Origin of the sequence: Streptomyces sp. JH14, from assembly GCF_029428675.1 — a bacterium.
Lineage (GTDB): Bacteria > Actinomycetota > Actinomycetes > Streptomycetales > Streptomycetaceae > Streptomyces.
Genome location: NZ_JAJNEL010000001.1, coordinates 364,518 through 389,165, shown reverse-complemented (window position 1 = coordinate 389,165; position 24,648 = coordinate 364,518). Strand labels below are relative to the sequence as shown.

Sequence of the window (24,648 nt, the reverse complement as noted above, 5' to 3'; positions counted from 1 at the left end):
GGAGCGTCCAAGGGGAAGCTTCGTCCCGCCGCGGCGCGGCTGGATGGACAGGGAGAGCGCGGTCTTGGTGTCAGCTGTGCTTCCCGGTCGCCGTAGGAACATCCTGCAGGGGGTGAGTGTTCCTCAGATGCCCTCGCAGCCACTGCTCGGTTTGGCTCACGTGCATCAGTGCGGCGAAGCTCCTGGCGGACACGGGTGATCTTGGTCGAGAACCCATCTACCAGGAGCTTCGTCGTGTTGTACAGCAGCCCAACTCCGAGGCGCCGACCTCAGGTTGAAAAGGGCTCACTAGGTCACATGCGGTGCCGACGGGTTGGGTCTTGAGTAGCGTGCGTTTCCCTACAGCCCCCGCCATGCGAGAGATGGTCGTCGCATTTGGCCGCAGGGGCAGATCCTGCAGGGGGAACATCCCCGTAGTGGTGAGCCTCAGAGTGCAGGCCCGTTTCGAAGGCTCCTCCTGCGGTGGTCGGTGAGAGCGGGCGGCCCATGGCCGCTGATGTGCTTCCCCTGGAACCGAATGTGAGGGCGCTATATGCTATTGGATTTTACCGAGCCACGAACAGAGTGGCCACCGCTGTTCCGGTGCTCGATCACGTGGCTGACAGGCGATGGAACGTTGTTTGCTCGGCGTGCGGCGGATGGCCGACGACAGGTCAGGCTTGATGCTCTGGTCCTCTCATGGGCCAGCCCTCAGAGTCAGTGAACCTGAACCTTCAGGCTGCGGGCGCGCTACAGAAGACCTAGCCGCGCCTGTCGTCGACCCACCGTGAGCGGCACCTACGGCATCATTGCGGCTGTGAAGGAGCCGGAGTCGAACTGGTTGATCGCTGACTGGGCGGCGTCGTGGGACGTGGAGAAGATGCCCGCGTCCTGCTTCGCTGCGGCCGAGGCCAACGTCACGGGCTGACCGATCGGGACGTAGTTGGCGCCGTCGTAGGAGTACGAGGCACTGAACGACGTGCCCGACCGGGTGAGCTTTACCCAGATGGGGCGGTAGATGTCGACGCTGGCGCGGGCGTCGGTGTCCAGGTATCCGTCACCGTTGGTGTCCCACTCGAACACGACGCCGTTGCGGGCGGTAACCGCGACGACGGCGTACCCGGCCGAACTTCCAGCCTCGGTCATGTCGTTGCGGACCATGACCCCGGACTTGGCCCAGGCGTTGGCGTCGTTGACCGACACGACCCGGGTGGACACGCTCGAGTCGGCCGCGAACGAGCCGGCCCGGTAGATCGAGCCGAACTGGTCGTCGTGCTGACCGCCGGCGCCCCACACGTCGGCGCCCGCCGCCGCGATCCCGAATCCACCGCCGCTCTGACCGAAGTACGAGCTGACTGCCGAACCTCCGGAAGTACGGAGGCCGGGTGCGACCGGTGCACCAACCGCGCACCCGCTGAAGCCGAACTGGTTCGCGTTGAGCGACGTCCGGTACTGCGGCGCGACCCCCGCCTGGCACATCACGTCTCGTGCGCCCGCGGGCCAGTTGGCGCCGGTGACCTTCACGTTGTTGATCAGCTGGTTGTTGTGAGCCGCGGCATTCGGCGTCGAGGCTCCGCCCGAGTTGTACCAGTTGTTCTGGATGACGTTGTCGCTGGTGTTGTTGCGGAGGCTGTACGCGTTGGTGAAGAGGAAGGAACCGCTCTGGACGACGTTGTTCTCGTACGTCATCGAGCGCGAGCCCTCGTCGAGGTAGAGGCCGACTCCTGAGATGTTGAACAGGTAGTTCTTGGCGACCACGGTTCCCGGGCTGGCGGAGAGGTTGTAGACCGATCCGCCGTCGGCGAAGCGTGCCTTCGTGTTGTGCACGAGGTTGCCTTCGACGCGGTTGTCCTTGAGCGTGGTCGGCGTCGTGTACAGCGTGTTCCACTTGTAGTAGCCGCGGTCGACGTAGTCGTTCGACCCCCCGGCGTCGTTGATGCCCCAGCCGTAGCCGGTGTCGATGCCGTCGTAGGGGACGTTGGAGACCTCGTTGTGCAGGATGCGGGCGCCCGTGACGTAGGTGCTGAGGACCCCGCTGTTGTCCTTGTAGTCCACCGCCACGCGATTGATCGTGTTGTTCTCGATCTGGATGTTCCGGTTGGTCATCCTCGGGTCGCTGGGGTGGTGCGCGTCGGGCAGTACGCCGCCGACCGCGACGCCGTGCCCGCTGTTCTCCATGAACCGGTTCCCGACCACGTCGATGTCGCCGGCGCCCAGCCCGACTCCGGTCGCCGTGGCGTTGGCGTCGTTTCCGATGCCCAGCGCCGACTGGCCGAGGTTGGTGAACGTGTTGCCGGTGAACGAGATGCGGCTCGCGGCGGAGACCTGCACGGCGGCGGGCTCCTGGTACCAGCTGGTGCGCGCGCGCTCGAACATCTCGCAGCCGCGCGAGCAGTTGGTGAAGGCGTCGGCGGGGCGGTAGTCGTAGGCGCCCTTGATGAAGAGGCCGTTCTGCTGGTCCGCGTACCCGTCGGTCGAGGGGCCGAGCCAGGAGGTCCCGGAGAACTGGATGCCCTCGAAGGCGAGACCGGTCACCGGCTTGTCGTACGTCCCGCCGATGCTGACCAGTGTCTCCAGACGGGGCAGCTCGATGTCGAGCTGGTTGGGGTCGACCCCGTCCGCCGGCTTGTAGTAGAGCTTCCCGGCGTCCGGGGCTATGTACCACTGGCCGACCTGGGTCAGGAAGCTCAGTGAGTTGTCGAGGTACCAGCTCGGACCGGCCAGGAACGAGTTCTGGACGGTGTCCCAGCCCCACGTGTTGTTGTCCCAGGCCGGCTGCGCCATCGTGATCTCGGTGGCGCTGATGCTCTGCACCGGCGAGTAGCGGTTCGTGAAGTCACCGAGGGACTCGAACTCGATGCGCCCCTGGTCGGGGAGCGTGGCGAGGTAGCTCAGGGCCGGGTTCTTGATGGTGAGACCGGTCGCGGTGGGAGTGACGTCCGCGTTGGCCAGGCGGATGGCGGCGCGAGGGGCGATCACGCCGTTCACGTAGAGCTGTCGGGTGTCGAGGCCGCTGGGGGTGTCCGCCTCCCAGATACCCGACCCCGCCTGGGACTTGGACCAGCCGGTGACCTGCGAGGCGCCCGTGACGACGGGGTGGGCGCCCGGGGCGGCGGTCCAGTGGACGGTGTGGTCGCCGCCGTCGTCGCCGGGCCCGAACCGCAGGGGCTCGGAGAGGCGGTAGGTGCCGTCGGCGAGCTGAACGGTCACGTCACCGTGCTTGGTGGCCGGGCCGACCACATGCTGCGCCCGTTCCAGCGAGCACGGCTGCGACTGGCTGCAGTGTCCGGCGTCCTTACCGTCCGGCGCCGCGAAGTACTCCGTCCGGGGCGCGGCTTGCGCCTGAAGGGGAATGAGCGCTGATGCGATGACGGCGCAGGCGCCGAGCACCGCGAGGGTGCCCGTCCGCCGTCTCCATCGTCTGCTCACCGAGCGTGTCGAGTCTGACGTCGATGTCATGTTCGATCGCTTCCTGTGATGGGGGCGTTGATGCCCGCCACAGAGTTAGCATACGTATGATGTTTGTGACAAGATACATATGACGTTTAACTCAGGCCCTGGAGAACCGACTTGCCCGGGCCGGGTCGGGGACGAGTCCCGTGACGTGCAGCTCCTCCCACAGCGCCTCCGGGATCGCCGCCCGGTAGCGCGCGACATTGCTTCGCACGTGTTCCTGAGTGCGCATCCCTGTCACCACCGAGACGACCCCGGGATGGCGCAACGGGTATTGGACGGCGGCCGCGGGAAGCTTCACGCCGTGCCGGTCACAGACCGCGGCGATGCGGGCGGCACGTTCGACGACGGCCCGCGGCGCCGCCCCGTAGTCGTAGGTCGCCGAGCCGTCCACGGCCGCACTGCTCAGCAGTCCGGAGTTGTAGACCGCCGCGGCGACGACGCCGACACCGCGGGCGCCGGCGACCGGCAACAGGTCGTCCAGCGCCGATTGGTCGAGAAGGGTGAACCGCCCCGCGACCATCACCACATCGACGTCCGTCCGCCTCACGAACTCGGCCGGCATCGCCGCCTGGTTCATGCCGGCACCGATGGCGCCGACGACGCCCTGGTCCCGAAGCTCGGCCAGGGCGGCGATCCCGCTCGACGACGCCGGCCCCCAGTGGTCGTCCGGATCGTGCAGATAGGCGATGTCGAGCCGGTCCGTCCCGAGCCGCGCCAGCGACTGCTCCACGGAACGAAGGATCCCGTCGCGGCTGAAGTCCCAGACCCGCCTCTTCGTCGCCGGCACGGCGAACCCGTCGTCGTCGAGCCGGTGAGCCGTGTCCGGGCTGTCCACGAGCAGGCGCCCGACCTTCGAGGAGATGACCACACCCCCTCGCCGGGTGGCCGCATGCAGGGCGTCCCCCAGGCGGCGTTCGGACAGCCCGAGGCCGTAATGCGGCGCGGTGTCGAAGTAGCGGATCCCTTCCTCGACTGCGGCCCCGACGGCGCGATGCGACTCGTCGTCGGTCGTCTCGGTGAACAGGTTGCCGAACTGGGCTGCACCCAGGCCCAATTCGGTGAGCCGGTGCCCGGTTCGCAGTGCCCGGGTCGGCAGCGTCCGTTCGATGGATGCGTGGTCGCGCGGCGGTGGTGTGCTGGTCACGGGGACGACTATAACGGTGACAGCATACGTATGATGTTTACTGTTACGCTGCGCGGTGTTGTGGGCCGGTGCGGCCCGCGTCATAGCGAGGGAGGAGCCGATCGGCATGTTGGCGGCACATTACGTAGGCGCGCGCACGATGACGGTCGAGGAGCGGGAGCCGGCTGAGCCGCGGGCAGGGGAGGTCCGAGTCGCCGTGGCGTACGTCGGGATCTGCGGCACGGACCTCCACGTCTTCCACGGGGACATGGACGGCCGGGTCAGCAGGCCGGCGACGATCGGGCACGAGATGTCGGGCACGATCGCCGCCCTCGGCGCCGGCGTGGAGGGCTGGTCGGTAGGTGATGCGGTGACTGTCATGCCGCTGGCCTGGGACGGCACTTGCCCGGCCTGCCGGGCGGGGAACGAGCACATCTGCCAGAACCTGGACTTCATCGGCATCGACAGCCCCGGTGCCCTTCAGGAGTACTGGAACGTACCGGCGTCGACACTCGTGCGGCTGCCCTCGGAGATCTCGCTGCGGGACGCCGCGCTTGTGGAGCCCGTCGCGGTGGCGGTTCACGACGTAAGGCGTTCCGAACTCGCCGCAGGCGGCAAGGCGGTCGTCATCGGGGCGGGTCCGATCGGCGTTCTGATCGCGATCGTCGCTGCCGCGTTCGGTGCCGAGGTCGTGATCGCCGAGATCGACCCGAACCGGCGGGCCGCAGCCGAGGAGATGGGGCTGACGACACTGGACCCCTCGTCGGTCGATCAGGTCGCCTGGGTGGAGGAGTGGACGGACGGCGCCGGAGCGGACGTCGTGTTCGAGGTCTCAGGCTCGGCCGCCGCCGTGCTCGGCGCCACCAGCCTGGCGAAGGTCCGTGGCACGCTCGTGGTCGTGGCCATCCACGGGCGACCGCAACCCATCGACCTGCACCGCGTGTTCTGGCGGGAGCTGAGGTTGCTCGGCGCACGGGTCTACCAGCGCCACGACTTCGAGCGCGCCGTCGAGCTCGTGGCCGAGGGCGTCATCCCGGCCGAGAAGCTCATCACGGGCATCGTGTCCCTGAGCGAGCTCGAATCGGCCTTCGGCGTCCTCGAGTCCGGGCAGGCGATGAAGCTGATCGTCGAGGTGAGCGCGGCATGAACCCGTTCGACCTGACCGGGCGCCTCGCCGTCGTGACGGGGGCCAAGCGTGGAATCGGGTTCGCCGTCGCCGAGGCTCTGGCCGCTGCTGGTGCCGACATCGTCGGGGTCTCCGCCACCCTCGATCCGGCGTCGTCCGCCATCGGCGACCGCGTGCGCGGGCTCGGCCGCGAGTTCTCCGGACACCGCGTCGACTTCGCGGACCGGCGGCAGGTGACCCGGTTCGCCGAGGAACTCGCCGCCGGCGAACGCCCGGTGGACATCCTGGTCAACAACGCCGGGACCATCCGCCGCGCTCCCGCCGCCGAGCACCCCCTGGAATGGTTCGACGAGGTGCTCGAAGTCGATCTCACGAGCACGTTCGTGCTCAGCCAGGTTCTCGGGCGGCGGATGCTGGATGCGCGGTACGGGCGCATCGTCTTCACCGCCTCCCTGCTCTCGTTCCAGGGCGGGATCAACGTACCGGGCTATGCGGCGGCCAAGTCCGGTGCGGCGGGACTGATCCGGGCGCTGTCGAACGAGTGGGCCGGACACGGTGTGACCGTCAACGGCATCGCCCCGGGCTACATCGCGACCGACAACACCCAGGCGCTTCAGGACGACCCCGACCGGTCCCGCGCGATCCTCGAGCGGATACCGGCGGGGCGGTGGGGAACGGCGGAGGACATCGCGGGCGCCGCGGTGTTCCTCGCGTCGGACGCCGCGCGCTACGTCTCCGGGACGGTCCTGCCGGTCGACGGCGGCTGGCTCGGCCGGTGAAGGCTCCTCGAATGCCCGTCAGTGGTGACAACGTTCCGGCAAGAAGCGGTGCGGGCGGCCTGACGGGCGGGCACGTGCCGCCCTTCGGGGAGACGACGGAGCTGTTCCGCGTCGCCGGCGTCGGCGACCTCACCGAGGTGGCCGACGCCCGCACGCGACCCGTGCGCGGACAGCGGCCCTGCCATCGGCCTCGGCCGGCACGGTGTTGAGGCGGTCCGGGTGGGGCGAGCCGGTGCCGGCGCCCTCGGCCGCCGGGTTGTTCGCGGCATCCGTCGACGGACGGCGGGTCGATGACGCCGGCCGTCGGCTCCGTCCGCTCCCCGTCCTTTCGCGGATCACCGCGCGCACCCGGTCGTGGAACTCCCTGCCCGGCCGGCGATCGCGCCGGCGCAGGAGGAACGCGCAGACCCGGCCCCACGGCGGGAAGCCGGCGGGTACCGCCTCCACTTGATGCCGTTGCCCGGCGACACGGCGACACGGCGACACGGCGGACCGCGTTCCGTGCCGTCCGGCAGCGGTACACCTCCGGCTGCCCACCCCGGTCGTGCGGCCGGCCGGGGACCGGAGGCGGCAGCCGTACCACGGCCCACTCCGCGTCCTTCATGTCCGGGACACCGCAGAACACGGTCCGGTGCGATCGGCCGCGTCCCGGAATCGGTGAGACGCAATCACACGCCGGGGCGGCCTAGTTGGACTCCGCTGCCGTGAGCACGTGCGACCCGGCAACGAGGCTTCGCGACCCCGGGCCGGCGAGCGGCCGTGCCGTCATGCCCAGCCGACGACGGCAACCACCTGATCGGGGCTACCGTTCGGCGCGCCCCCTCAAGATCGGAACAACGACAACTGTTCGAGGTGATAGGCCTCAAGCCCGTGACAAACATCATACGTATGCCCTACAGTCCTGGCGCAGAGTCGTCAACGAAGTCGACAAGACAAGGACATTCCCCATGGTCGGAATCCACACTGTGGTGCGTTCGCGCCGTAAGGCGTCGACCGTCGCCGTGATGGGCGCCGCGACGGCGCTCCTGACCCTCGCTGGTTGCGGCGGCCAAGGCAGCTCGGCGAACGGGTCTTACGGCTTTCCCGAGGCCAAGCAGGAGACCTCCTCGACGATCACCGTCTGGGTAGACGCGGACCGACAGGCTGCCGCGAAGGCGTTCCAGACGGCGAACCCGGACACCAAGATCAAGGTCGTCACCTATGACGGGTCGGCCAACGGGTCCAACTCCTTCCGGACGAAGGTGCAGCTCTTCGACCGCGCCGGTGACGGCTGGCCCGACGTCGTCTTCTCCAGCCAGAACAACGACGCGGCATGGGCCAGCCAGAAGACCGCCGGCAAGCAGGCGTTCGCGGCCGTGCTGGACAAGGGCCTGGTCCCGAAGGACACGCTCAGCAACTTCACCGAGGGGTCGCTCAACCCCTGCACGGTGGAGGGCCGCGTGTACTGCCTGCGCAACGACCTCGCCCAGGCGGTGCTCTGGTACAACAAGTCCCTGCTGGAGCAGTTCGGCTACGCCCTCCCGACCACGTGGGAGGAGTACCAGGCCCTCGGGGAGAAGGTAGCCAAGGAGCACCCCGGCTACATCGTCGGTACGGCCGGGGACGCCTGGACGCCCGAGGTGTTCATGTGGGGGAGCAAGTGCCAGGCCAATGACGTGACCGGCCCCAAGTCCGTCACCGTGAAGACCGACTCGACCGAGTGCAAGCGCGCGGCCTCGATGCTCGACACCCTCCGCGACAACGGGACGGTGCCGGTGGTCAGCGTGTTCACTCCCGAGTTCCTGAAGAAGTACACGGGCAAGGTGCTGATGATGCCGGGTCCGGCCTGGTACGCCGGCGCGATCTTCAACAACCCTCAGTCGCTCAATGTGCGGGCCGGGCAGCTCGGCGTCGCCGCGCCGTTGCCGTGGAGGGGCGAGAGCGAGGCCGCGACGGGCAACGTCGGTGGCGGAACCTGGTTCGTCTCCAGCCACTCGAAGAACCTGAAGGCCGCCGAGAAGTTCGTCCAGTTCGTCACCACTGCCGACGACTACCAGGTCGATGTCGCACCGGGTTACCCGGCGTACGCGCCCGCCGCGCAGAAGTGGGTCGCCAAGCAGGAGGCGAGCAAGTACTACGCCACCCCGCTGGAGCCGGTGGTGACCGCGGCGTCGCGGGTCTGGGACGGCTGGGGCTACCCCACGTTCAGCCAGGAGGCGATATGGGCGAAGACGATCACCCCGGGGGTCACGGGCGGCAAGTCGATCGTGGACCTGCTTCCGACCTGGCAGACGGCGATCGAGAACCAGGCCAAGGTCAACGGATACCAGGTGAAGTGACATGACCCTCGCTCCTCCGAGTGGCCGGCCGACCGTCGACGCCTCCGGGCGTCGGCGGTCAGGCCGGGGTGGCGGCCGGCCGCCCGGCCGCGCCCTCGCCCGCAGTCCGATCGGCTATCTCTTCGTCTCGCCCTACGCGTTGCTCACCGTCGCCTTCGGGATCGTCCCTTCGCTCTACGCGGTACTGCTGGCCTTCACGAACGCCGACGGTGGATTCGCGGGCTTCGACAACTTCACCAAGGTCGTCGGCGACTTCCGGTTCTGGCCGGCCGTGTTCCACGTGACCACCTATCTCCTCATCTGGCTCCTCGGGCTGCTCGTCTTCGTCGTAGGCCTGGCGTTGGTGGTCCACGCCGTCAGTGTGCGGTGGGTGAGCACGACCCTGCGCTTCGTCTACTACCTGCCCGGCGCGCTCGCGGGCGCGTCGAGCGTCCTGTTGTGGCTCTTCGTCCTCGATCCGACGGCGAGCCCGGTCAGCGGTCTGCTCGGGGCGATGGGGTTCGACAGCTTCGTGCAGGTGATCCAGCCCGGCAACCTTCCGGCGATCTTCGCGATCATCGCGTTTTGGACCGGGGCCGGCGGGTGGATCATCATCATGTACGGCGCCCTCAACAACATCAGCACCGACGTGATCGAGGCCGCCCGCATCGACGGTGCGAACGCCGTCCAGATCGCGCTTCGGATCCAGCTTCCGATGCTGCGCAAGTGGGTCGCGTACATGGGTGTCATGTCGCTCGCGGCCGGCACCCAGCTGTTCGTCGAGCCACAACTGCTCAGCCAGGCCAGCAACGCGGTGGTGCCCAACGACTACTCGCTCAACCAACTGGCCTACCAGTACGCCTTCCAGCAGAACGACTTCAACGGCGCGGCCGCGATCTCGCTGATCCTGCTGGTCGTCGCACTCCTGCTGTCCTGGGTGTTCGTGACCCGCGGCGGCCTCTTCGAGAAGGAATGACCATGGCAGCACTCTCCGCCGAACGCCGCCGGCCGAGCCTCAGCGGGTGGAGCGGGCGGTCCATCCTCGGTGTCCTGCTCGTCGTCTTCGTCCTGTTCTTCGCCGTGCCGATCGTCTGGCTGCTCCTCGCGGTCACGAAGTCCTCGAAGACTCTCGTCGTCGCCAACCCGTTCTCACTCGGGTCGTGGTCGGACCTCGTCACCAACTGGCACCAGCTGTTCGACTTCCAGGACGGTGCGGTGACGACCTGGATCGGGAACTCCGCGCTGTACGCGATCGGCGCTTTGGTGATCACTCTGCTCGTGAGCATCCCCGCCGGCTACGCGCTCGCGCTCACGGAGTTCAGGCTTCGGCAGGCGCTGCTCGTGCTGACGCTCGTCGTCATGCTGATCCCCGGCACCGCACTGGTGCTGCCTATCTTCCTCGAGCTGAACAGCATCGGTCTGATCGGGAGCCCGCTGTCGGTGATCCTGCCCATGTCGTTCTTCCCGTTCGGCGTCTATCTCACCTACATCTACTTCTCGACCAGCATCCCTCGTGACATCCTCGCCGCCGCGCGCATCGACGGCTGCAACGGGTTCCAGGTCTTCACCCGGGTCGCCCTTCCGCTGGCCGCCCCGATCGTCGCCCTGGTGGCGTTCTTCAGCTTCGTGCAGAACTGGAACAACTTCTTCCTCCCGTTCGTGATGCTGCCGTCGAGCGACGGCTACCCGGTCCAGGTCGGGCTCACCTCGCTCCTGGCGTCAACCCCGGCTTTCAATCCCAGCTCCGCGGGATCCGACTCCGTTCAACTGCCCACCTTGGCGCTGGGGACGATCGTGTCGATCCTGCCCGTCCTGGTCGTCTTCCTGTTCTCCCAGCGATTCCTGGTCGCGGGTATGACAGCAGGAGGAACCAAGGAATGACCTCTCGCATATGCAAGGAGAACCACCGCCGATGAAGATCACCGGGTACCGCAGTCTGAGCACCGTTCACGACTGGGGCAGAATCACCGGGGACGTCAACGGTGTCCAGTCCGGCCACACCACGCCGGTCCCCGTCCTCATCATCGAGACCGACGCCGGGATCGAGGGAGTCGGCCTCGGGTCCCACGCCGACATCGCCCGCGTCTTCCCCGCGATCGAGGGCGGTGACCCCCGGGCGGTCGTGGCGCTCTACGACCGGATGCTCGACTGGGTGTTCAAGGCAGGTCACTCGGGATCCACCTTCGGCACCATCGGCGCCGTCGACATGGCCCTCTGGGACATCAAGGCCAAGGCCGCCGACGAGCCGCTCTGGCGGACCCTCGGGGCTCGCGAGCGCTTCGTCCCCGGGTACGCTTCCGGTCTCGAGTACGGCCTGGACGAGGACGACCTCGCCGACCTCTACGGCCGGTTCGCGGACCGCGGGTTCAAGGCCGGCAAGCTCAAGGGCGGCCGCGACCTCGACCGCGACCTGCCCCGGCTGGAGATCATGCGCGATGTTCTCAGCCGCAACTCCCGCCGACCGGCGCTCATGTTCGACGCCAACGAGTCGTGGAACCACGCCCAGGCGGCCCGGTACGTCGCGGCCATCGAGGAGCGCATGGACCTCACCTGGGTGGAGGAACCGCTGCGCCGCTGGGATGCGGCCGGCATGGCCACGCTGCGCGGGAAGGTGCGCGCGGCGATCGCGACCGGCGAGAACCTGACCGGACTGGAGCAGTACCGTCCCCTGCTGGACGCCAACGCGGTCGACATCGTGCAGGTCGGCAACGTGTGGGGGATCACCCACTTCCTGCGCGTCGCGACGCTCGCGCACGCCCACGATCTGCCGGTGAGCCCCGTCGCGTACAACGCGAACCCGGTGGCGCACGCCGCCGCCGCCGTGCCGAACCTTCTGACCGTCGAAGTCCAGGACCTCTGCTTTCCCGTCGGTCTCGACGTCGACCAGCAGTTCGACGACGGAGGCATCGTCCTGGGTGATCGCCCGGGCATCGGGATCGTGGTCGACGAGTCCCGGATGTCACCGATCGGTGCCGCGACGCCCCGGCCCGCGGCGACCGGACCGCACATACGGCCCGAACGGGCTGCCTTGCGGCTGGTGGCCGAGCCGGACGTGATGGACGCCCCGTCGTACCGCGGAGGCCGACTCTTGTGACCCGTCGACCTGAGCGCAGGGCCTTCGTCGTGGGCGTGCGGCCCGAGAAGCGCGAGGAGTACCTGGCGCTGCACCGTGCCGTGTGGCCGGGCGTCGAGCGAAAGCTCACCGAATGCAACGTACGCAACTACAGCATCTTCATCTTCGGCGACACCCTGTTCGCCTACTACGAGTACGTCGGCGAGGACCACGAGGCAGACATGAGACGGATCGCCGACGACCCGGTTTCGCGGGAATGGTGGACGCACACCGACCCGTGCCAGGTGAGGATCGCCGAGGAACGTGATCCCGGGGCGCTGTGGCAGCCTGTGGAGGAAGTGTGGCACCTCGAATGAACGCCGGCATCGACGCCCATGTGCACTTGTGGGACCGAGCCGTGGACCCGCAGGACTGGATCGACGCGGAGACCATGGCGCCGATCGCCCGCGACTTCGGCGCCTCCGATCTGAGCGAGATGCTGGCCTCGACCGGACTGCACGGCGCCGTGGTCGTGCAGTCGAGCAACAGCCTCGAAGAGAGCATCCGGCTCGCCAAGCTGGACTCGTCCGCCATCGCCGGCCTCGTCGCCTGGGTCGACCTCACGGCGGAGGTCGGACCTCAGCTCGACCGGATCCGCATGGATGCTGCTGTCCCCGTCGTCGGGGTGCGGCATCTGGCCCACATCGACCCGGACCCGGAGTGGATGACGCGCGAGGAAGTCAGCGCGGGCCTCGCCGTACTCGAGCGTGAGGGCCTCTGCTTCGACCTCGTCGTGCGCGAGTGGCAGCTCCCTCAGGCAACCCGCCTGGCCGTGCGCCACGGCGGACTCCGCTTCGTGCTCGATCACCTGGGCGGTCCGCCGGAGCCCGGGCAGGACAGGAGCACGTGGGCGTCCCGGCTGCGGGAGCTCGCGCGGCAACCGAATGTCGTCGCGAAGGTCTCGGGACTCACGTCGGGCCTCGCCCCTGGATCATGGCGGGCAGCCGATCTCGCCGCCCCGGTGACGATCGCCCTGGAATCCTTCGGCCCTGAGCGTCTGCTCTACGGCTCCGACTGGCCGTTGGCTGAACTTGGCGGGGGAGCGGCGCCCTGGAAGTCCGCTCTGGAAACCCTGCTCCACGGGCTTTCCGCCCCGGAATGCGCGCGTGTATTCGGCGGCAACGCTGCCGACGTCTACTCGCTCTCCTGATCCAGCGCCCGGCCGCGCGCCCGTGGCGCGTGGTCGGGAAGCCGCCGACGCTCCCACGAGACGTGGATGTGATCATGCATCGCCTTCTGGGCCGCGGCGACGTCCTTCCTTGAGATGGCATCGACGATCGCCGAGTGTTCCTTCAGCGTCAGTGCGAACGCATCAGGCGGGTCGATGCCCTGGTAGCGGCTGGACTCCACGGCTCGCTTGTACAGATGCTTGGCGATGTTCTCCGCCAGCCGGTTGCCGGAGATCTCCATGAGCGCGTAGTGGAACATCACGTCCGCCTGCCGGAAGGAGTCGGTCTCGGACTCGCTTTCACGCATCGTGGTCAACGCGTTCTCCAGCCTCCTCAACCCCTCCGCGCTGCGAGAACCGGCAACCGCGCCCGCCATCGCCGACTCGAGGCTCGCCCGCACGATCGTCAGCTCGTCAAGGACACCGAGCGTCTCATCGTTGTCGATCAACGCGGACAGCACCACCGGATCGAGCATGTTCCAGTAGCCCTGCGCACGCACCTGGGTGCCGCGACCCTGGGAAACGATCACCAGGCCCTTCTCCTCGAGCCGCTTCACCGATTCACGCAACACCGTGCGACTCACGCCGAAGTGTTCGCTCAGCGGACCCTCCGGAGGCAGCAACTCGCCTTCCTTCAACTGGCCCGTCACGATGAGGTCGACGAGCTCGGCAACGACTACAACACCCAAGCGACCGGCGGGCAGGCGTGGCGGGAACAGACGGGTTGCGGGCTGCGGCTCGGTTGGCATACGTATGACCTTATCGCTCAATCAATCTGCGGTCGACGGGCTTCCTAGCCCACGACATGCCGTCGACGTTCAACCGGCGGGACGCAGAGGCGTTCGCGACGTACAGCCTCGAAGTCGTCGGCAGCGGCATTCCGAGTCAGGGCCTGGACCACGGCGGCCGCCGAAGTCACCGGCACGCGACCGCCGCGCGAGGGTCGCAGTCGGTGCAGACCAGACTGCGAGCCAGGCGTGGACCCTGGTCCACGGGTCAGGGCCCCCGCGTTTGCTCGGATCCTCTTGGCCTGGGGTGATTGATGTCAGCGGTGGGCCCCGGAAGCAAGTGAACATGGCACGTGCGGCGCAGCGTAGTCCGCCAATGCTCGGACACACCCACGAAGATCAAAGAGTTCCTGGTCGTCCTGGCGGCGAAGGTGCATCGGAAGCTTGACAAAGAGGTCAGGCGCCTGCGAGGGGGACCGGCACCTGAAGGCCCGGATTCCAACTACTCCTCGAAGCTCTCCTGTCGGATCAACCCTCGGGGCCGGCGACCGACTCGGCGGATCCCCGCCAAGGTCGTCACGTTGCAGCCCGCGATAGTTCAGTAGTCAAGCAACGGCATTGGTCGGGCACATCGAAATGGGACACGAGCACCGGCTCTTCTCCGTGATCACCATGAACTGGCGCGGTCGGCCCCTCACCAGCCACGAGGTCGTCGTGCAGACCATCGCCGCTACGACCACTCGCACCGGACTGCGCGTCCGCGCCGAACCGGACCCGGGCTCCTGCCCCACCGGTGTGAAGGTCAGCGAGGCCGAACTGAACGCGGTACCCATCACCGGGCACGTCTTCCACGGCGAATGGAACTACACCGTGCACCCGGCCCCACCCCGCCTGCCGGCCCCGCCGAGGCGGTGCCCCTCCTCAGCCTCGACGAGGCCGGACTGCGCCGAAAACGGTTGGCGGTGTTCGCCGATCGTTGCACCGTCACTTGGCCGCTTCGGCCAGCATCCTCTTCCGGTGCGCTCGGGCACTGGCCATGAGGCCGTCGAGCGCATCCCGGGTGCGATTGAGGTCGGTGATGTGCTGGGGGAGCCGGTCGCGTTCCTGCGCCATCCGCTCCAGCGCTGCTTCGGATGCCTCGACAGTCTCCATTACGCTGTCCAGGCCGTCGCCCGCATGCACAACCTCGCCCTCGCGGCATGACCAGCAAGGCCCCGAACCGCAGCTCAACCTGCCTACCCACACCCTTATGCAACACGCTTTAGGGGGATTGTCCGCGCGAAAGTGAATGACCTGGGCCCACGACAGTGACGCGAGAGTCATGCTGTGCGTCGCTGCCATGAACTGGCAGCCCTGCGCGACCCGCTCGTGCAGCCACTGCACCTGGCGGGCGCTGGCCTCCGGGTGCAGGCCGGCCTCCGGCTCATCGAGCAGAAACAGCCGGTTGGGCCCGTCCATACCTTCAAGGAGCGCATCCGAGCCCTCGGGCGAGGTGTCAATGAGAAGTTTCCATCCTGATTTCGCAGGTCACGGCTCTGGTGTGGGGTCGGGATGACGTACTCGGGCTGGTTGGGAGCGAGATCGTCTGTGGGTGATCGTCGGTCACCTCTGGACCTCGCTGTTCGCCAGGACGAGCAGGGCCCGCAAGAGCGTGGTCGCGTGCCGGGTGTTCATCCGAACCTTGGTGAGGATCTGCCAGGATTTGAGGTTCGTGAAGCCGTGTTCGCAGGCTGCTCGTTCGCGGCTGAGTAGGCGGTTCGCTTCCTTCTCGGCGGTGGTGAGCTGGTGGTTGCGGGTGGCCTTGCGGCCGGTGATGACCACTGGGTTGTCGTCGGGGTCGTCGTCCAGGCCGCCGAAGCCGAGGTCGGCCAGGGCGCCGAGGCCGGCTTCCGGGAGATGACGGGTGAGCTTGTTGTGGCGGGCGGTGGTGATCTCGCTGGACCGTCCGGGCTTGACCGAAGAGATCCAGATCAGGTTGCCCTTCTCATCGGTCAGGGCGAGGAACAGCAGGCCATGGGCCTTGTGCTTGCCGGAAGAGTTCTTGCGGTTCTCCTTCCCGGTGCGGCGGCGGGTGCGGATGAGGGTGCCGTCCAGCAGGACCACGACACCGCCCTTGGAGGCGATCTTCTTCAGTGCGCGGTCCAGACGCGGGGCCCGGGCGGAGAGCAGGCCGACCACTTCCAGCACCCAGCGGCGCAGGGTGGAGGCGGCGATGTCGTTGCCGCCGGCCAGATCGGCGAGCCGCTGGTCATGGCGGAGATGAGCGAGAACGAGGACAGCCTGCTGGCCGGGGGCGGCCTTCCTCCAGCGGGTGCCCAGCTGCTTGCGGCGGGCACGTATGAGTCCCGCGATCAGATCGATGGTCCGCTTCGACACCGGCAGGCGAACCTGGTAGACAGCTTCCTGAGGGCCCTCGGCGGGCTTGGTTTTCGTCACAGAAACCCCAACATCCGCCAGAGGCACTCGTGTTACTACCGGAATCAGCCCGTCCGCGCCTCGGTGCCGAGGCCGAACAGCCGGTTGTCGCTCCACCACTCCGGTGTCTCGTCGACGACCGGGGTGAGCTCCAGCAGCGTCACTTCGTTGCGGGCCAGGACAAGATCTACGTCCGCGCGCCCGTCGGCAATGGGCACGCTCCGGTGTGAGCACGTGGGTTCGGCGGCCTCGCGGAGGGCGTCGAGCTGGCGGCCGCTGGGCGCGAGCGGCCGTCCCATCTCGCACCAGGCGGCCCATGAGTTACCGGCGTCCTCACTCACGGAGCGGCGCCGCGCGAAGGCGGAACCGTGCCCGTCCGGGGCACCAACGGGCAGGGACAGCCGGACGGTGTGGCCGTCGACGGGCTTGCCGCCGGTCGGGTCGGCCGGCGCCCAGGCCAGTACGGTGACGCGGCCGTCGCCGTGCCGTGTCACCAGGTGGTCCTCGCCCCTGGCAAGCACCTGCTCGCCCATCTCGGCCATGAACGCGTACAGGTGGTAGGTGGGCTTCTTGACCTGGCGGTGCGTCAGCAGTCCGAAGCCTCCGTGGAACAGCGCGGTGGGGATGCCCACCTCCTCGAACACGTCGCTGAACGTCCAGTACGAGAAGGAGTCCGCGACGTCGCCGCCGTTCGCCAGCACCGGCGCGAGGTACGCCGCGTGAAACGCGGTGTCGTGGATCGGGTTGTCCGGTCGGTACGAGGAGTTGAACTCGGTTATGTGGAGCGGCAGGTCCGCGAGCCTGGTGCCCGCCAGCTGCCGCCGCGGGGCGCCGAACTGCTCGAGCAGCGCCGACGCCGGCTTGAGCGTCTGATGCGCGCCGAAGGGCACGTGCTGCTCAGGCCCGGAGGTATAGGCGTGCCGGCTCACGAAGTCGATCGGCAGGTCGCGGGCCTCGACGAACTCGGCGAAACGCTGGATCCACGCATCCTCGTAACCAGGGGCCAACGAGGGACCGCCGACCTGGAGTTCGGCGTCGACCTCCTTGACCGCCAGTGAGGTCACCTCGTAGAGGCGGTGGTACGCGTCCTGGTCCGCTGCCCAGAACGGCGCCAGGTTGGGCTCGTTCCACACCTCGATCGGCCACCGGCGCACCTGGTCGATGCCGTAGCGGTCGACCAGATGGCCGATGACGGCGCGGACGAGCTCCGCCCACTCCTTCTCGTCGCGAGGAGGAGTGACGTTGCCCTTCCACCAGAACACGGTGTCGTCGCCGGAGGCGAGTCCGGACGGCATGAAGCCGAGTTCGAGGAAGGGTGCGATGCCCAACTCCAGGTAGGCGTCCACCACCTGGTCGACGTAGGTGAAGGCGTGACGCACGCGCCGCTCACCGGCGTGGTCGTAGGGCCGGTGGATGCCCATCCCGTCGCTGAGCAGGCCATGCCCCCGGATGAACCGGAAGCCGATCTCCCTTTGGACGAGATCGAGAGACTCCTGGTAGTCACGGCGCAGCGCCAGGTCGAGCCGACCGGTGCCGACGCAGTAGCGCCAGGCGTCGGAGAGCTGAGCTGTCGAGTGGCAGGGGACGACGATCCGCATGATGGCGGTTCCTTTGCTGCGGTTCGGGGGCGCGATGCGCCGGGGCGGGCACGGCATCAGCCGTGCTCTCGCTCAACGTGCTGCGCACCATAAGGAGCTGCGGAAAACGGTGTCAAGGCGGCCAACGCTCCACCTGCCGACGCTCCGTTCGGCGTCGCCCGCACTGATCACCACCCGGCTTCTGCGTCGGTAACGATTGCGCAACCTGCGCAAACTAAGGGTGGCCACCCGCCTAATTCAGGGGGTAGAGATTGCACCGGCTTCGCGGATGGCCATTAGTTTGCGCAAACTATTCGCGTCGCATCCATCGTGTTCATGGCTACAGATCAGGAAGTTCCACGATGACGAGGAAGACACGCAGCGCGACGGCTGCCGCGATCGGCTTGGCCATAGCACTCGCCGCCACCGGGTGCGCCGGCGGCGACGAGGCCGACGGGGGCAACGGCCCGTCCGGAGGCAAGGTCACGCTGACCTTCTGGGAGAACGCGCAGCCCGGTCCCGGGGATGATTACTTCAGGGCCGCCGTGAAGGCCTACCACGAGCTTCACCCGAGCGTCACGATCAAGATCCAGTCGGTCCAGAACGAGGACTTCGACGGCAAGCTGCAGACCGCGCTCAACTCGAACTCCGCGCCGGACATCTTCCTGCAGCGCGGCGGCGGCAAGATGCGGGACATGGTCGACGCCGGCCAGATCCAGGCACTGAACCTCACCGCCACCGACAAGGCGAACGCGAGCGCTGCGGCCATCGCAGGCAATTCGATCGACGGCAAGGTCTACGCCATGCCGACCGACACGCAGCCCGAGGGCATCTACTACAGCAAGGACCTGTTCAAGCAGGCCGGCATCTCCTCGACACCGACGACGATGGACGAGCTCGAGGACGCTGTCGCGAAGCTGAAGAAGATCAATGTCGCGCCGATCGCGGTCGGTGCCAAGGACGCCTGGCCGGCCGCGCACTGGTACTACAACTTCGCCCTGCGCGAGTGCAGCCAGGACACCTTGAACAAGGCCGCCGAGTCGCTGAAGTTCGACGACGCGTGCTGGACCAAGGCCGGCGACGACCTGTCCAAGTTCCTGAAGGTCAGCCCCTTCCAGAAGGGCTTCCTGACGACCTCGTCGCAGCAGGGCGCCGGGTCGTCGGCCGGCATGGTCGCGAACCACAAGGCGGCCATGGAGCTCATGGGCACCTGGCAGCCTGGTGTGATCGCCAGCCTGACCCCCAACAATAAGGGGCTTCCGGACCTGGGCTGGTTCCCCTTCCCCTCCGTGCCCGGCGGCCAGGGCGACCCGACGGCCCTCATGGGCGGCGGCGGTGGATACTCCCTGTCCAAGAACGCGCCGAAGGAGGCCTTCGGCTTCCTCGAATTCCTGGTGACCAAGGACCAGCAGGAGGCCTACGCCAAGGCCTTCTTCACGATCCCGGTGAACAAGAGCGCCCAGGGGGTCGTCACCGACTCCTACAACGTCTCGTCACTGCAGGCCTTCAACAAGGCCGCCTACTCCATCCTGTTCCTTGACACCGTGTACGGCCAGAACGTCGGCAACGCCATGAACACGGCGGTCGTGAACCTGCTGGCCGGCAAGGGCAGCGCCGCCGACATCGCCAAGGACACCAACGCCGCTGCCGCGAAGGGCTGAGTAAGCAGACAATGAGCAACCCCCTGGGTACTGACACGGCCACCGGCCGCCAGTCGCAGGGCACGACCGGAGTCGGGGGCGCGGCCACGGCCGCGTCCCCGGCTTCGCCTCGAGCGGCTGCGCGCCGCCGCGGCCGTGCCAAGATGCGGCTCGAGATCGCGCTCCTGGCCGGACCGGCGATCATCATGTTCCTGGCGTTCGTGATCTTCCCGGTGGCGCTTGCTGCGTTCTACGGCTTCTACCGGTGGCACGGCTACGGGCCGCCCACCGATTGGGTCGGCCTGAACAACTACAAGCTGATCCTCACCGACCCCGCGTTTCAGCAAGTCCTGTGGCACACCGGCCTGATCCTGGTGCTCTCACTGGTCATCCAGGGCCCGCTGGCGATCACCCTCGCGCTCCTGCTCAACCAGAAGATCCGCGGCCGCTCGATCATCCGCGTCCTGATCTTCGTGCCCTACGTCATCTCCGAGGTCATCGTCGGCACCGGCTGGAGCCTGCTGCTCCAGAGCAGCGGCGCCGTCAACGACCTGCTGCAGCACATCGGCCTGGGCTTCCTGCAGGCCGAGTGGCTCTCCAACCCGAAGCTGGCCATCTGGACGCTGATGGGCATCATCTCGTGGAAGTACATCGGCTTCGCGGTGATTTTGATGCTCGCCGGCCTGCAGTCGATCCCCGACGAGCTCTTCGAGGCCGCTCAGATCGACGGCGCCTCCTACTGGCAGGTCCAGCGCCGCATCACACTGCCGCTGCTGGGGCCGACGATCCGCATCTGGGCGTTCCTGTCGATCATCGGCTCGCTGCAGCTGTTCGATCTCGTCTACATCATCTGGGGCCCATACGTCGCGGGCACCGCGGGCACCTCGACCATGGCGATCTACATGGTCGCCCAGGGCCGCAACGCGGGCAACTACGGCTACGGCAGCGCCATCGCGGTCGTGATGTTCCTGATCTCGCTCATCGTCGCGCTGATCTACCAGCGCGTCGTCCTGCGCCGCGACCTGCAGGGTGCCGTTACTGAAGGAGCCAACCGATGAGCGCGACGACCGCCGACTCCTGGTCCTCCTCCGCCGCGGAGCCGAAAGCACCCATCGGCCGTCGCGACAATCGTGACAAGCCGCAGAAGTGGGGAAATCCCTTCACCTACTTCATCGCGCTGCTCGTCATCGGGGTCTGCATCGCACCGGTGCTCTACATCGTACTCGGCGGATTCCGCACCAACTCGCAGATCAGCACGAGCCCGGCCGCCCTTCCGCACCCCTGGGTCATGAGCAACTACATCAGCGTCCTGAAGTCGGTGACGTTCTGGGGCGAATTCGCCAACTCCGTCATCGTCGCGCTCGTGAGCACCATCGGCACCGTCGTCCTCGGCCTGATGGTGAGCTTCGTGCTCGCGCGCTATGACTTCAAGCTCAAGGGCGCGCTCTATTCGCTGTTCGCCGCCGGCCTGATGTTCCCGTTGGTCATCGCGATCACCCCGCTGTACATCGTCGTCAAGGACCTCGGCCTCGTCGACAACCTGTTCGGCGTGATCATCCCGCAGATCGCCTTCGGCCTGCCCACGACCGTCATCATCCTGGTGCCGTTCCTCCGAGCCATTCCGAACGAGATCGAGGAGGCCGCCGCGATCGACGGTACAAGCCGACTCGGATTCTTCGTCCGCATGGTGATCCCGCTGTCACTGCCCGGTGTGGTGACAGTCGGCATCCTCAGTTTCATCGGCAGCTGGAACAACTACGTCCTGCCCCTGTACATCCTCAACTCGCAAGCGAACTTCACCCTGCCACTCGGCGTCCAGGCCTTCTCTTCGCAGTACTCCGTGGACACCGCGAGGGTCCTCGCGTTCACCTCACTCGCCATGCTGCCCGCACTGATCTTCTTCGCGATCTTCGAGAAGAAGATCGTCGGCGGTCTCACCGGCGCTGTGAAGGGCTGAAACCGACACCAGTCAGGCTCCGCACACTCACGCCTACCCCTGCCGTGCCTTCGGCAGGGGCGGGCCGCATCTGACGGCGTCAGCGCTCGGCGCGCCCGCCTCACTCCAGAAAAGGGACCACCGCATTGCCCCGCGCCAACATTCAGCTCGACAAGCAGGCCGTCATCGCTCCTGTCCGGCGCCGCCTCTTCGGCTCGTTCGTCGAGCACCTCGGCCGCTGCGTGTACACCGGCATCTACGAGCCGGATCACCCGAGCGCCAACGAGGACGGGTTCCGCATGGACGTCGTCGAACTCGTCAGGGAACTCGGCACCACGACCATCCGCTACCCGGGCGGCAACTTCGTCTCCGGCTTCCGCTGGGAGGACGCGGTCGGCCCGCGGGAGAAGCGCCCGGTGCGCCGCGACCTCGCCTGGCACTCGCTCGAATCGAACCAGGTCGGCCTCGACGAGTTCGCCAAGTGGCTCAAGCTCACCGACTCCGAACTGATGCTGGCGGTCAACATCGCCACCAGGGGCATCCTGCCCGCCCTGGACCTGCTCGAGTACGCCAACCACCCCTCCGGCACGACGCTGTCCGACCTGCGCATCGCCAATGGCACGCCGGACCCGCACAACGTGCGCATGTGGTGCCTCGGCAACGAAATGGACGGACCCTGGCAGACCGGCTTCATGACGGCGGACGACTACGGCAAGATCGCCGCCCGCACCGCCGCCGCGATGAAGATGGCCGACAAGGACCTCGAACTCGTCGCCTGCGGCTCCTCCGGGTCCGGCATGCCGACATTCGGCGACTGGGAGCGCACGGTACTCGAGCACAGCTACGACCATGTCGACTACGTCTCGTGCCACGCGTACTACCAGGAGCACGACGGCGACCTCGGATCCTTCCTCGCCTCGGCGATCGACATGGACTACTTCATCGACACCGTCGTCGCGACCGCCGACCACGTGGGGTACAAAAAACGCTCAAACAAGAAGATCAACATCTCCTTCGACGAGTGGAACGTCTGGTACCTCAAGGAGCACCAAGAGTCCCAGCAGGTCAACGCCGAGTGGCGCCACGCCCCTCGGCAACTCGAGGACGTCTACACGGTGGCGGATGCCGTCGTCGTCGGGAACCTGCTGATGACGCTCCTCAAGCGCAGCGACCGCGTCACCTCGGCATCGCTCGCGCAGCTCGTCAACGTGATCGCGCCGATCATGACCGAGCCCGGCGGCGCGGCCTGGCGGCAGACGACCTTCTACCCGTTCTCGATCACGAGCCGGCTCGCCTCCGGCGAGGTGATCCGGCCCGTGATCGAGGCGCCGACGTACAAAACGGCGCGCCACGGCGAGGCATCCGTCATCGACGCCGTCGCGACCGTCGACGAGGACCAGGCCGCGGTCTTCCTCGTCAACCGCGACCTGGAGGAGGCCGCGCAGGTCACGATCGACGTCCGCGGCCTCGGCTCGTCGCGCATCGTCGAGGCGATCACGCTCGCCGACTCCGACGTGTACGCGAAGAACACGCTCGCCGAGCAGCACCGGGTGACCCCGTCCGCAAACACGAGCGCGACACTCACCGACGGCGTGCTCACCATCGAGCTGCCACCGGTCTCGTGGACGGCGATCGCCCTCCGCTGAGCGACGACACGAAGCGGATTCCGCCAACCAGCCTCGGCCCACTCTCGCTCCATGACGCTGGGCGGTTCGAAAGGAACACATTCTGTGCCTACGTACGAAAACCCTGTGATCAGCGGGTTCCACCCCGATCCGAGCGTGTGCCGGGTCGATGACGACTACTACCTGGTGTGCTCCAGCTTCGAGTACTTCCCCGGGCTTCCGCTCTTCCACAGCAAGGACCTCGTGCACTGGGAGCAGATCGGCAATGTGCTCGACCGGCCCGGGCAACTGCCGCTGCCCCTCCCGGGCTCCAAGGCGTCCGGCGGTCTTTACGCCCCCACCATCCGCCATCACGACGGGCGTTACTGGGTCATCAACACCAATATCGACGGCGGGGGCAACTTCGTCGTCTCGGCCGAGCGGCCCGAAGGACCGTGGAGCGACCCGGTATGGCTCGACCTGCACGGGATCGACCCCGACCTGGCGTGGGAGGAGGACGGTACCTGCTGGTGCGCCTTCTCCGGGCCCGCGGGTGGCATCAACATGGCCAGGATCGACCTGGTCAAGGGGGAGGTGCTGGAGGGGCCGTTCCCCACGTGGTCCGGCAGTGGCCTCAAGTACCCCGAGGCGCCGCACCTCTACCGGATCGGCGACTGGTGGTACCTGCTGATCGCCGAAGGCGGTACCGAACGCGGCCACAGCGTGTCCGTCGCCCGCGGCCGTTCGCCGCGTGGCCCCTGGGAAGGCGCGCCCGCCAACCCCCTGCTGTCCCACAGTGGTGCCGCCCGCCCCATCCAGAACACCGGCCACGCCGACCTGGTTCAGGCTCCCGACGGCAGTTGGTGGATGGTGCTGCTCGGCGTCCGGCCCCGCGGCTTCACGCCCGACGTGCACGTGCTCGGCCGCGAGACGTTCCTGGCCCCGGTGGAGTGGGGCGAGGACGGCTGGCCGGTCGTCGCGCCCGTACCCGAGAGGCACGCGGCGCCGGGCGGTGCCTGGCACCCCGTTCCGGCCCTGCCCGACCGCGACGACTTCGACGAGCCCGCTCTCGCACCGCACTGGATCTCGCCGTTCACCCGCCCGGACGGCTCCTGGTCGCTCACCGAGCGCCCCGGCCAGCTGGTCCTCAGCGCCACCGGCGACACCCTCGACCGACCTGGGTACACCTTCGTCGGCCGCCGCCAGCAGCACCACGACTGCCGCGTCACCGCCGCGATCGACCCGGGTACGGGACGCGGTGGCCTGGCCGTGCGCATGGACGAAGCCCACCACTACGAACTGGAGGTCGGCGAAGGAGAGGCCCGCGTCGTCGCCCGGATCGGCCCGCTGCGCCAGGCCGTGGCCCGCCGACCGGTCCCGCCCGGGCCGCTGACCCTCACCATCGCGATCCGCACGTCCGGCCTTGTGCCCGCGTCGCCCGAACTCACCGACGGCGGCACCACCGGTCCTGACACGCTCGCCTTCTGGCTAGGCGATCCTGATAACGCGGACGCCCAGCTGCTCGTCGAGCTGGACGGGCGCTACCTGTCCACCGAGGTCGCCTGTGGCTTCACCGGCCGCGTCATCGGCATGTACGCCACCGAGGGCGTGGTCGCCTTCGACTGGTTCGAGTACACCCCAGCCTCGGCGCCCCCCGCATGAGGCTCGTCGTTCGGCCAGCTCAAGTGCCCGCCAGTACCGGCCCGCA

Annotated in this window: 19 protein-coding genes and 1 pseudogene; 14 read left to right on the top strand and 6 right to left on the bottom strand. The window is 67.7% G+C overall.

The features are described from left to right. Positions 1–777 precede the first annotated feature (777 nt). Together LRD69_RS01730 and LRD69_RS01725 are read right to left on the bottom strand one after the other, a co-directional pair. Positions 778–3,438, bottom strand: coding sequence for a right-handed parallel beta-helix repeat-containing protein (locus LRD69_RS01730; RefSeq protein ID WP_277324763.1), 2,661 nt, complete (start codon positions 3,436–3,438; stop codon positions 778–780). 91 nt (positions 3,439–3,529) lie between these two features. Continuing rightward, positions 3,530–4,579: an aldo/keto reductase gene (locus LRD69_RS01725; protein WP_277324762.1), complete on the bottom strand. Its 1,050-nt coding sequence runs from the start codon at positions 4,577–4,579 to the stop codon at positions 3,530–3,532. A gap of 106 nt (positions 4,580–4,685) precedes the next feature. Between LRD69_RS01725 and LRD69_RS01720 the strand changes: the two genes are divergently transcribed. The 8 genes from LRD69_RS01720 (at position 4,686) to LRD69_RS01685 (ending at position 13,022) form a co-directional block, all read left to right on the top strand. After that, the gene (locus LRD69_RS01720) at positions 4,686–5,705 is read left to right on the top strand and encodes an alcohol dehydrogenase catalytic domain-containing protein (protein WP_277324761.1); all 1,020 of its coding nucleotides are present in this window, start codon (positions 4,686–4,688) and stop codon (positions 5,703–5,705) included. After that, a complete protein-coding gene (locus LRD69_RS01715; protein ID WP_277324760.1) occupies positions 5,702–6,463 on the top strand; it encodes an SDR family oxidoreductase in 762 nt (253 codons plus the stop codon). Before LRD69_RS01720 ends, LRD69_RS01715 begins: the two co-directional genes overlap by 4 nt. A 947-nt stretch (positions 6,464–7,410) precedes the next feature. Beyond that, positions 7,411–8,781 (top strand): ABC transporter substrate-binding protein, encoded by a 1,371-nt coding sequence (locus tag LRD69_RS01710; RefSeq protein ID WP_277324759.1) that lies wholly within the window; start codon positions 7,411–7,413, stop codon positions 8,779–8,781. Position 8,782: 1 nt separating this feature from the next. After that, a complete protein-coding gene (locus tag LRD69_RS01705; protein WP_277324758.1) occupies positions 8,783–9,736 on the top strand; it encodes a sugar ABC transporter permease in 954 nt (317 codons plus the stop codon). A gap of 2 nt (positions 9,737–9,738) precedes the next feature. Continuing rightward, entirely contained in the window at positions 9,739–10,641 is a 903-nt protein-coding gene (locus tag LRD69_RS01700; protein WP_277324757.1) for a carbohydrate ABC transporter permease, read from the top strand. Between the two features lie 31 nt (positions 10,642–10,672). Beyond that, complete coding sequence (locus LRD69_RS01695; RefSeq protein ID WP_277324756.1) at positions 10,673–11,854, top strand: mandelate racemase/muconate lactonizing enzyme family protein; 1,182 nt, start codon at positions 10,673–10,675, stop codon at positions 11,852–11,854. Further along, on the top strand, positions 11,851–12,189 hold the full coding sequence (locus tag LRD69_RS01690) for an L-rhamnose mutarotase (protein WP_277324755.1): 339 nt from the start codon (positions 11,851–11,853) through the stop codon (positions 12,187–12,189). Before LRD69_RS01695 ends, LRD69_RS01690 begins: the two co-directional genes overlap by 4 nt. Beyond that, positions 12,186–13,022: an amidohydrolase family protein gene (locus LRD69_RS01685; protein WP_277324754.1), complete on the top strand. Its 837-nt coding sequence runs from the start codon at positions 12,186–12,188 to the stop codon at positions 13,020–13,022. Before LRD69_RS01690 ends, LRD69_RS01685 begins: the two co-directional genes overlap by 4 nt. Here the strand turns inward: LRD69_RS01685 and LRD69_RS01680 are convergent. Beyond that, positions 13,007–13,789, bottom strand: a complete 783-nt coding sequence (locus LRD69_RS01680; RefSeq protein WP_277324753.1) for a FadR/GntR family transcriptional regulator — start codon at positions 13,787–13,789, stop codon at positions 13,007–13,009. The two genes, LRD69_RS01685 and LRD69_RS01680, sit on opposite strands and share 16 nt — an antisense overlap. A gap of 604 nt (positions 13,790–14,393) precedes the next feature. Here LRD69_RS01680 and LRD69_RS01675 point away from each other — a divergent pair. Next, positions 14,394–14,653, top strand: a pseudogene (locus LRD69_RS01675) (ISAzo13 family transposase); the annotation flags it as partial. Positions 14,654–14,752: 99 nt separating this feature from the next. On the opposite strand, the gene LRD69_RS01670 reads toward LRD69_RS01675, so the two are convergent. The 3 genes from LRD69_RS01670 to LRD69_RS01660 all read right to left on the bottom strand — a co-directional run bounded on the left by LRD69_RS01670 (position 14,753) and on the right by LRD69_RS01660 (position 17,781). Beyond that, on the bottom strand, positions 14,753–15,226 hold the full coding sequence (locus LRD69_RS01670) for an AAA family ATPase (RefSeq protein WP_277324752.1): 474 nt from the start codon (positions 15,224–15,226) through the stop codon (positions 14,753–14,755). A gap of 144 nt (positions 15,227–15,370) precedes the next feature. Continuing rightward, a complete protein-coding gene (locus LRD69_RS01665; RefSeq protein WP_277324751.1) occupies positions 15,371–16,204 on the bottom strand; it encodes a transposase family protein in 834 nt (277 codons plus the stop codon). Between the two features lie 44 nt (positions 16,205–16,248). Then, the gene (locus LRD69_RS01660) at positions 16,249–17,781 is read right to left on the bottom strand and encodes a xylan 1,4-beta-xylosidase (RefSeq protein WP_277324750.1); all 1,533 of its coding nucleotides are present in this window, start codon (positions 17,779–17,781) and stop codon (positions 16,249–16,251) included. A 341-nt stretch (positions 17,782–18,122) separates the two neighbouring features. Here LRD69_RS01660 and LRD69_RS01655 point away from each other — a divergent pair, with 341 nt between their 5' ends. The 5 genes from LRD69_RS01655 to LRD69_RS01635 all read left to right on the top strand — a co-directional run bounded on the left by LRD69_RS01655 (position 18,123) and on the right by LRD69_RS01635 (position 24,602). Further along, positions 18,123–19,421, top strand: coding sequence for an extracellular solute-binding protein (locus tag LRD69_RS01655; protein WP_277324749.1), 1,299 nt, complete (start codon positions 18,123–18,125; stop codon positions 19,419–19,421). A 143-nt stretch (positions 19,422–19,564) separates the two neighbouring features. Beyond that, the gene (locus LRD69_RS01650) at positions 19,565–20,458 is read left to right on the top strand and encodes a sugar ABC transporter permease (protein WP_277324748.1); all 894 of its coding nucleotides are present in this window, start codon (positions 19,565–19,567) and stop codon (positions 20,456–20,458) included. Then, positions 20,455–21,357: a carbohydrate ABC transporter permease gene (locus tag LRD69_RS01645; protein ID WP_277324747.1), complete on the top strand. Its 903-nt coding sequence runs from the start codon at positions 20,455–20,457 to the stop codon at positions 21,355–21,357. The genes LRD69_RS01650 and LRD69_RS01645 overlap by 4 nt, the downstream gene beginning before the upstream one ends. Before the next feature lie 125 nt (positions 21,358–21,482). Further along, positions 21,483–22,982: an alpha-N-arabinofuranosidase gene (locus tag LRD69_RS01640; RefSeq protein ID WP_277324746.1), complete on the top strand. Its 1,500-nt coding sequence runs from the start codon at positions 21,483–21,485 to the stop codon at positions 22,980–22,982. Between the two features lie 84 nt (positions 22,983–23,066). Next, on the top strand, positions 23,067–24,602 hold the full coding sequence (locus LRD69_RS01635; protein WP_277324745.1) for a glycoside hydrolase family 43 protein: 1,536 nt from the start codon (positions 23,067–23,069) through the stop codon (positions 24,600–24,602). The last annotated feature ends 46 nt before the right edge of the window (positions 24,603–24,648 follow it).

Excerpts from the sequence above, each read along its gene's own strand:
- LRD69_RS01730 (WP_277324763.1), bottom strand. The coding sequence starts at position 3,438 with ATGACATCGACGTCAGACTCGACACGCTCGGTGAGCAGACGATGGAGA.
- LRD69_RS01720 (WP_277324761.1), top strand. The coding sequence starts at position 4,686 with ATGTTGGCGGCACATTACGTAGGCGCGCGCACGATGACGGTCGAGGAG.
- LRD69_RS01715 (WP_277324760.1), top strand. The coding sequence starts at position 5,702 with ATGAACCCGTTCGACCTGACCGGGCGCCTCGCCGTCGTGACGGGGGCC.
- LRD69_RS01710 (WP_277324759.1), top strand. The coding sequence starts at position 7,411 with ATGGTCGGAATCCACACTGTGGTGCGTTCGCGCCGTAAGGCGTCGACC.
- LRD69_RS01705 (WP_277324758.1), top strand. The coding sequence starts at position 8,783 with ATGACCCTCGCTCCTCCGAGTGGCCGGCCGACCGTCGACGCCTCCGGG.
- LRD69_RS01700 (WP_277324757.1), top strand. The coding sequence starts at position 9,739 with ATGGCAGCACTCTCCGCCGAACGCCGCCGGCCGAGCCTCAGCGGGTGG.
- LRD69_RS01695 (WP_277324756.1), top strand. The coding sequence starts at position 10,673 with ATGAAGATCACCGGGTACCGCAGTCTGAGCACCGTTCACGACTGGGGC.
- LRD69_RS01685 (WP_277324754.1), top strand. The coding sequence starts at position 12,186 with ATGAACGCCGGCATCGACGCCCATGTGCACTTGTGGGACCGAGCCGTG.
- LRD69_RS01680 (WP_277324753.1), bottom strand. The coding sequence starts at position 13,789 with ATGCCAACCGAGCCGCAGCCCGCAACCCGTCTGTTCCCGCCACGCCTG.
- LRD69_RS01670 (WP_277324752.1), bottom strand. The coding sequence starts at position 15,226 with ATGGACGGGCCCAACCGGCTGTTTCTGCTCGATGAGCCGGAGGCCGGC.
- LRD69_RS01660 (WP_277324750.1), bottom strand. The coding sequence starts at position 17,781 with ATGCGGATCGTCGTCCCCTGCCACTCGACAGCTCAGCTCTCCGACGCC.
- LRD69_RS01655 (WP_277324749.1), top strand. The coding sequence starts at position 18,123 with ATGACGAGGAAGACACGCAGCGCGACGGCTGCCGCGATCGGCTTGGCC.
- LRD69_RS01650 (WP_277324748.1), top strand. The coding sequence starts at position 19,565 with ATGCGGCTCGAGATCGCGCTCCTGGCCGGACCGGCGATCATCATGTTC.
- LRD69_RS01645 (WP_277324747.1), top strand. The coding sequence starts at position 20,455 with ATGAGCGCGACGACCGCCGACTCCTGGTCCTCCTCCGCCGCGGAGCCG.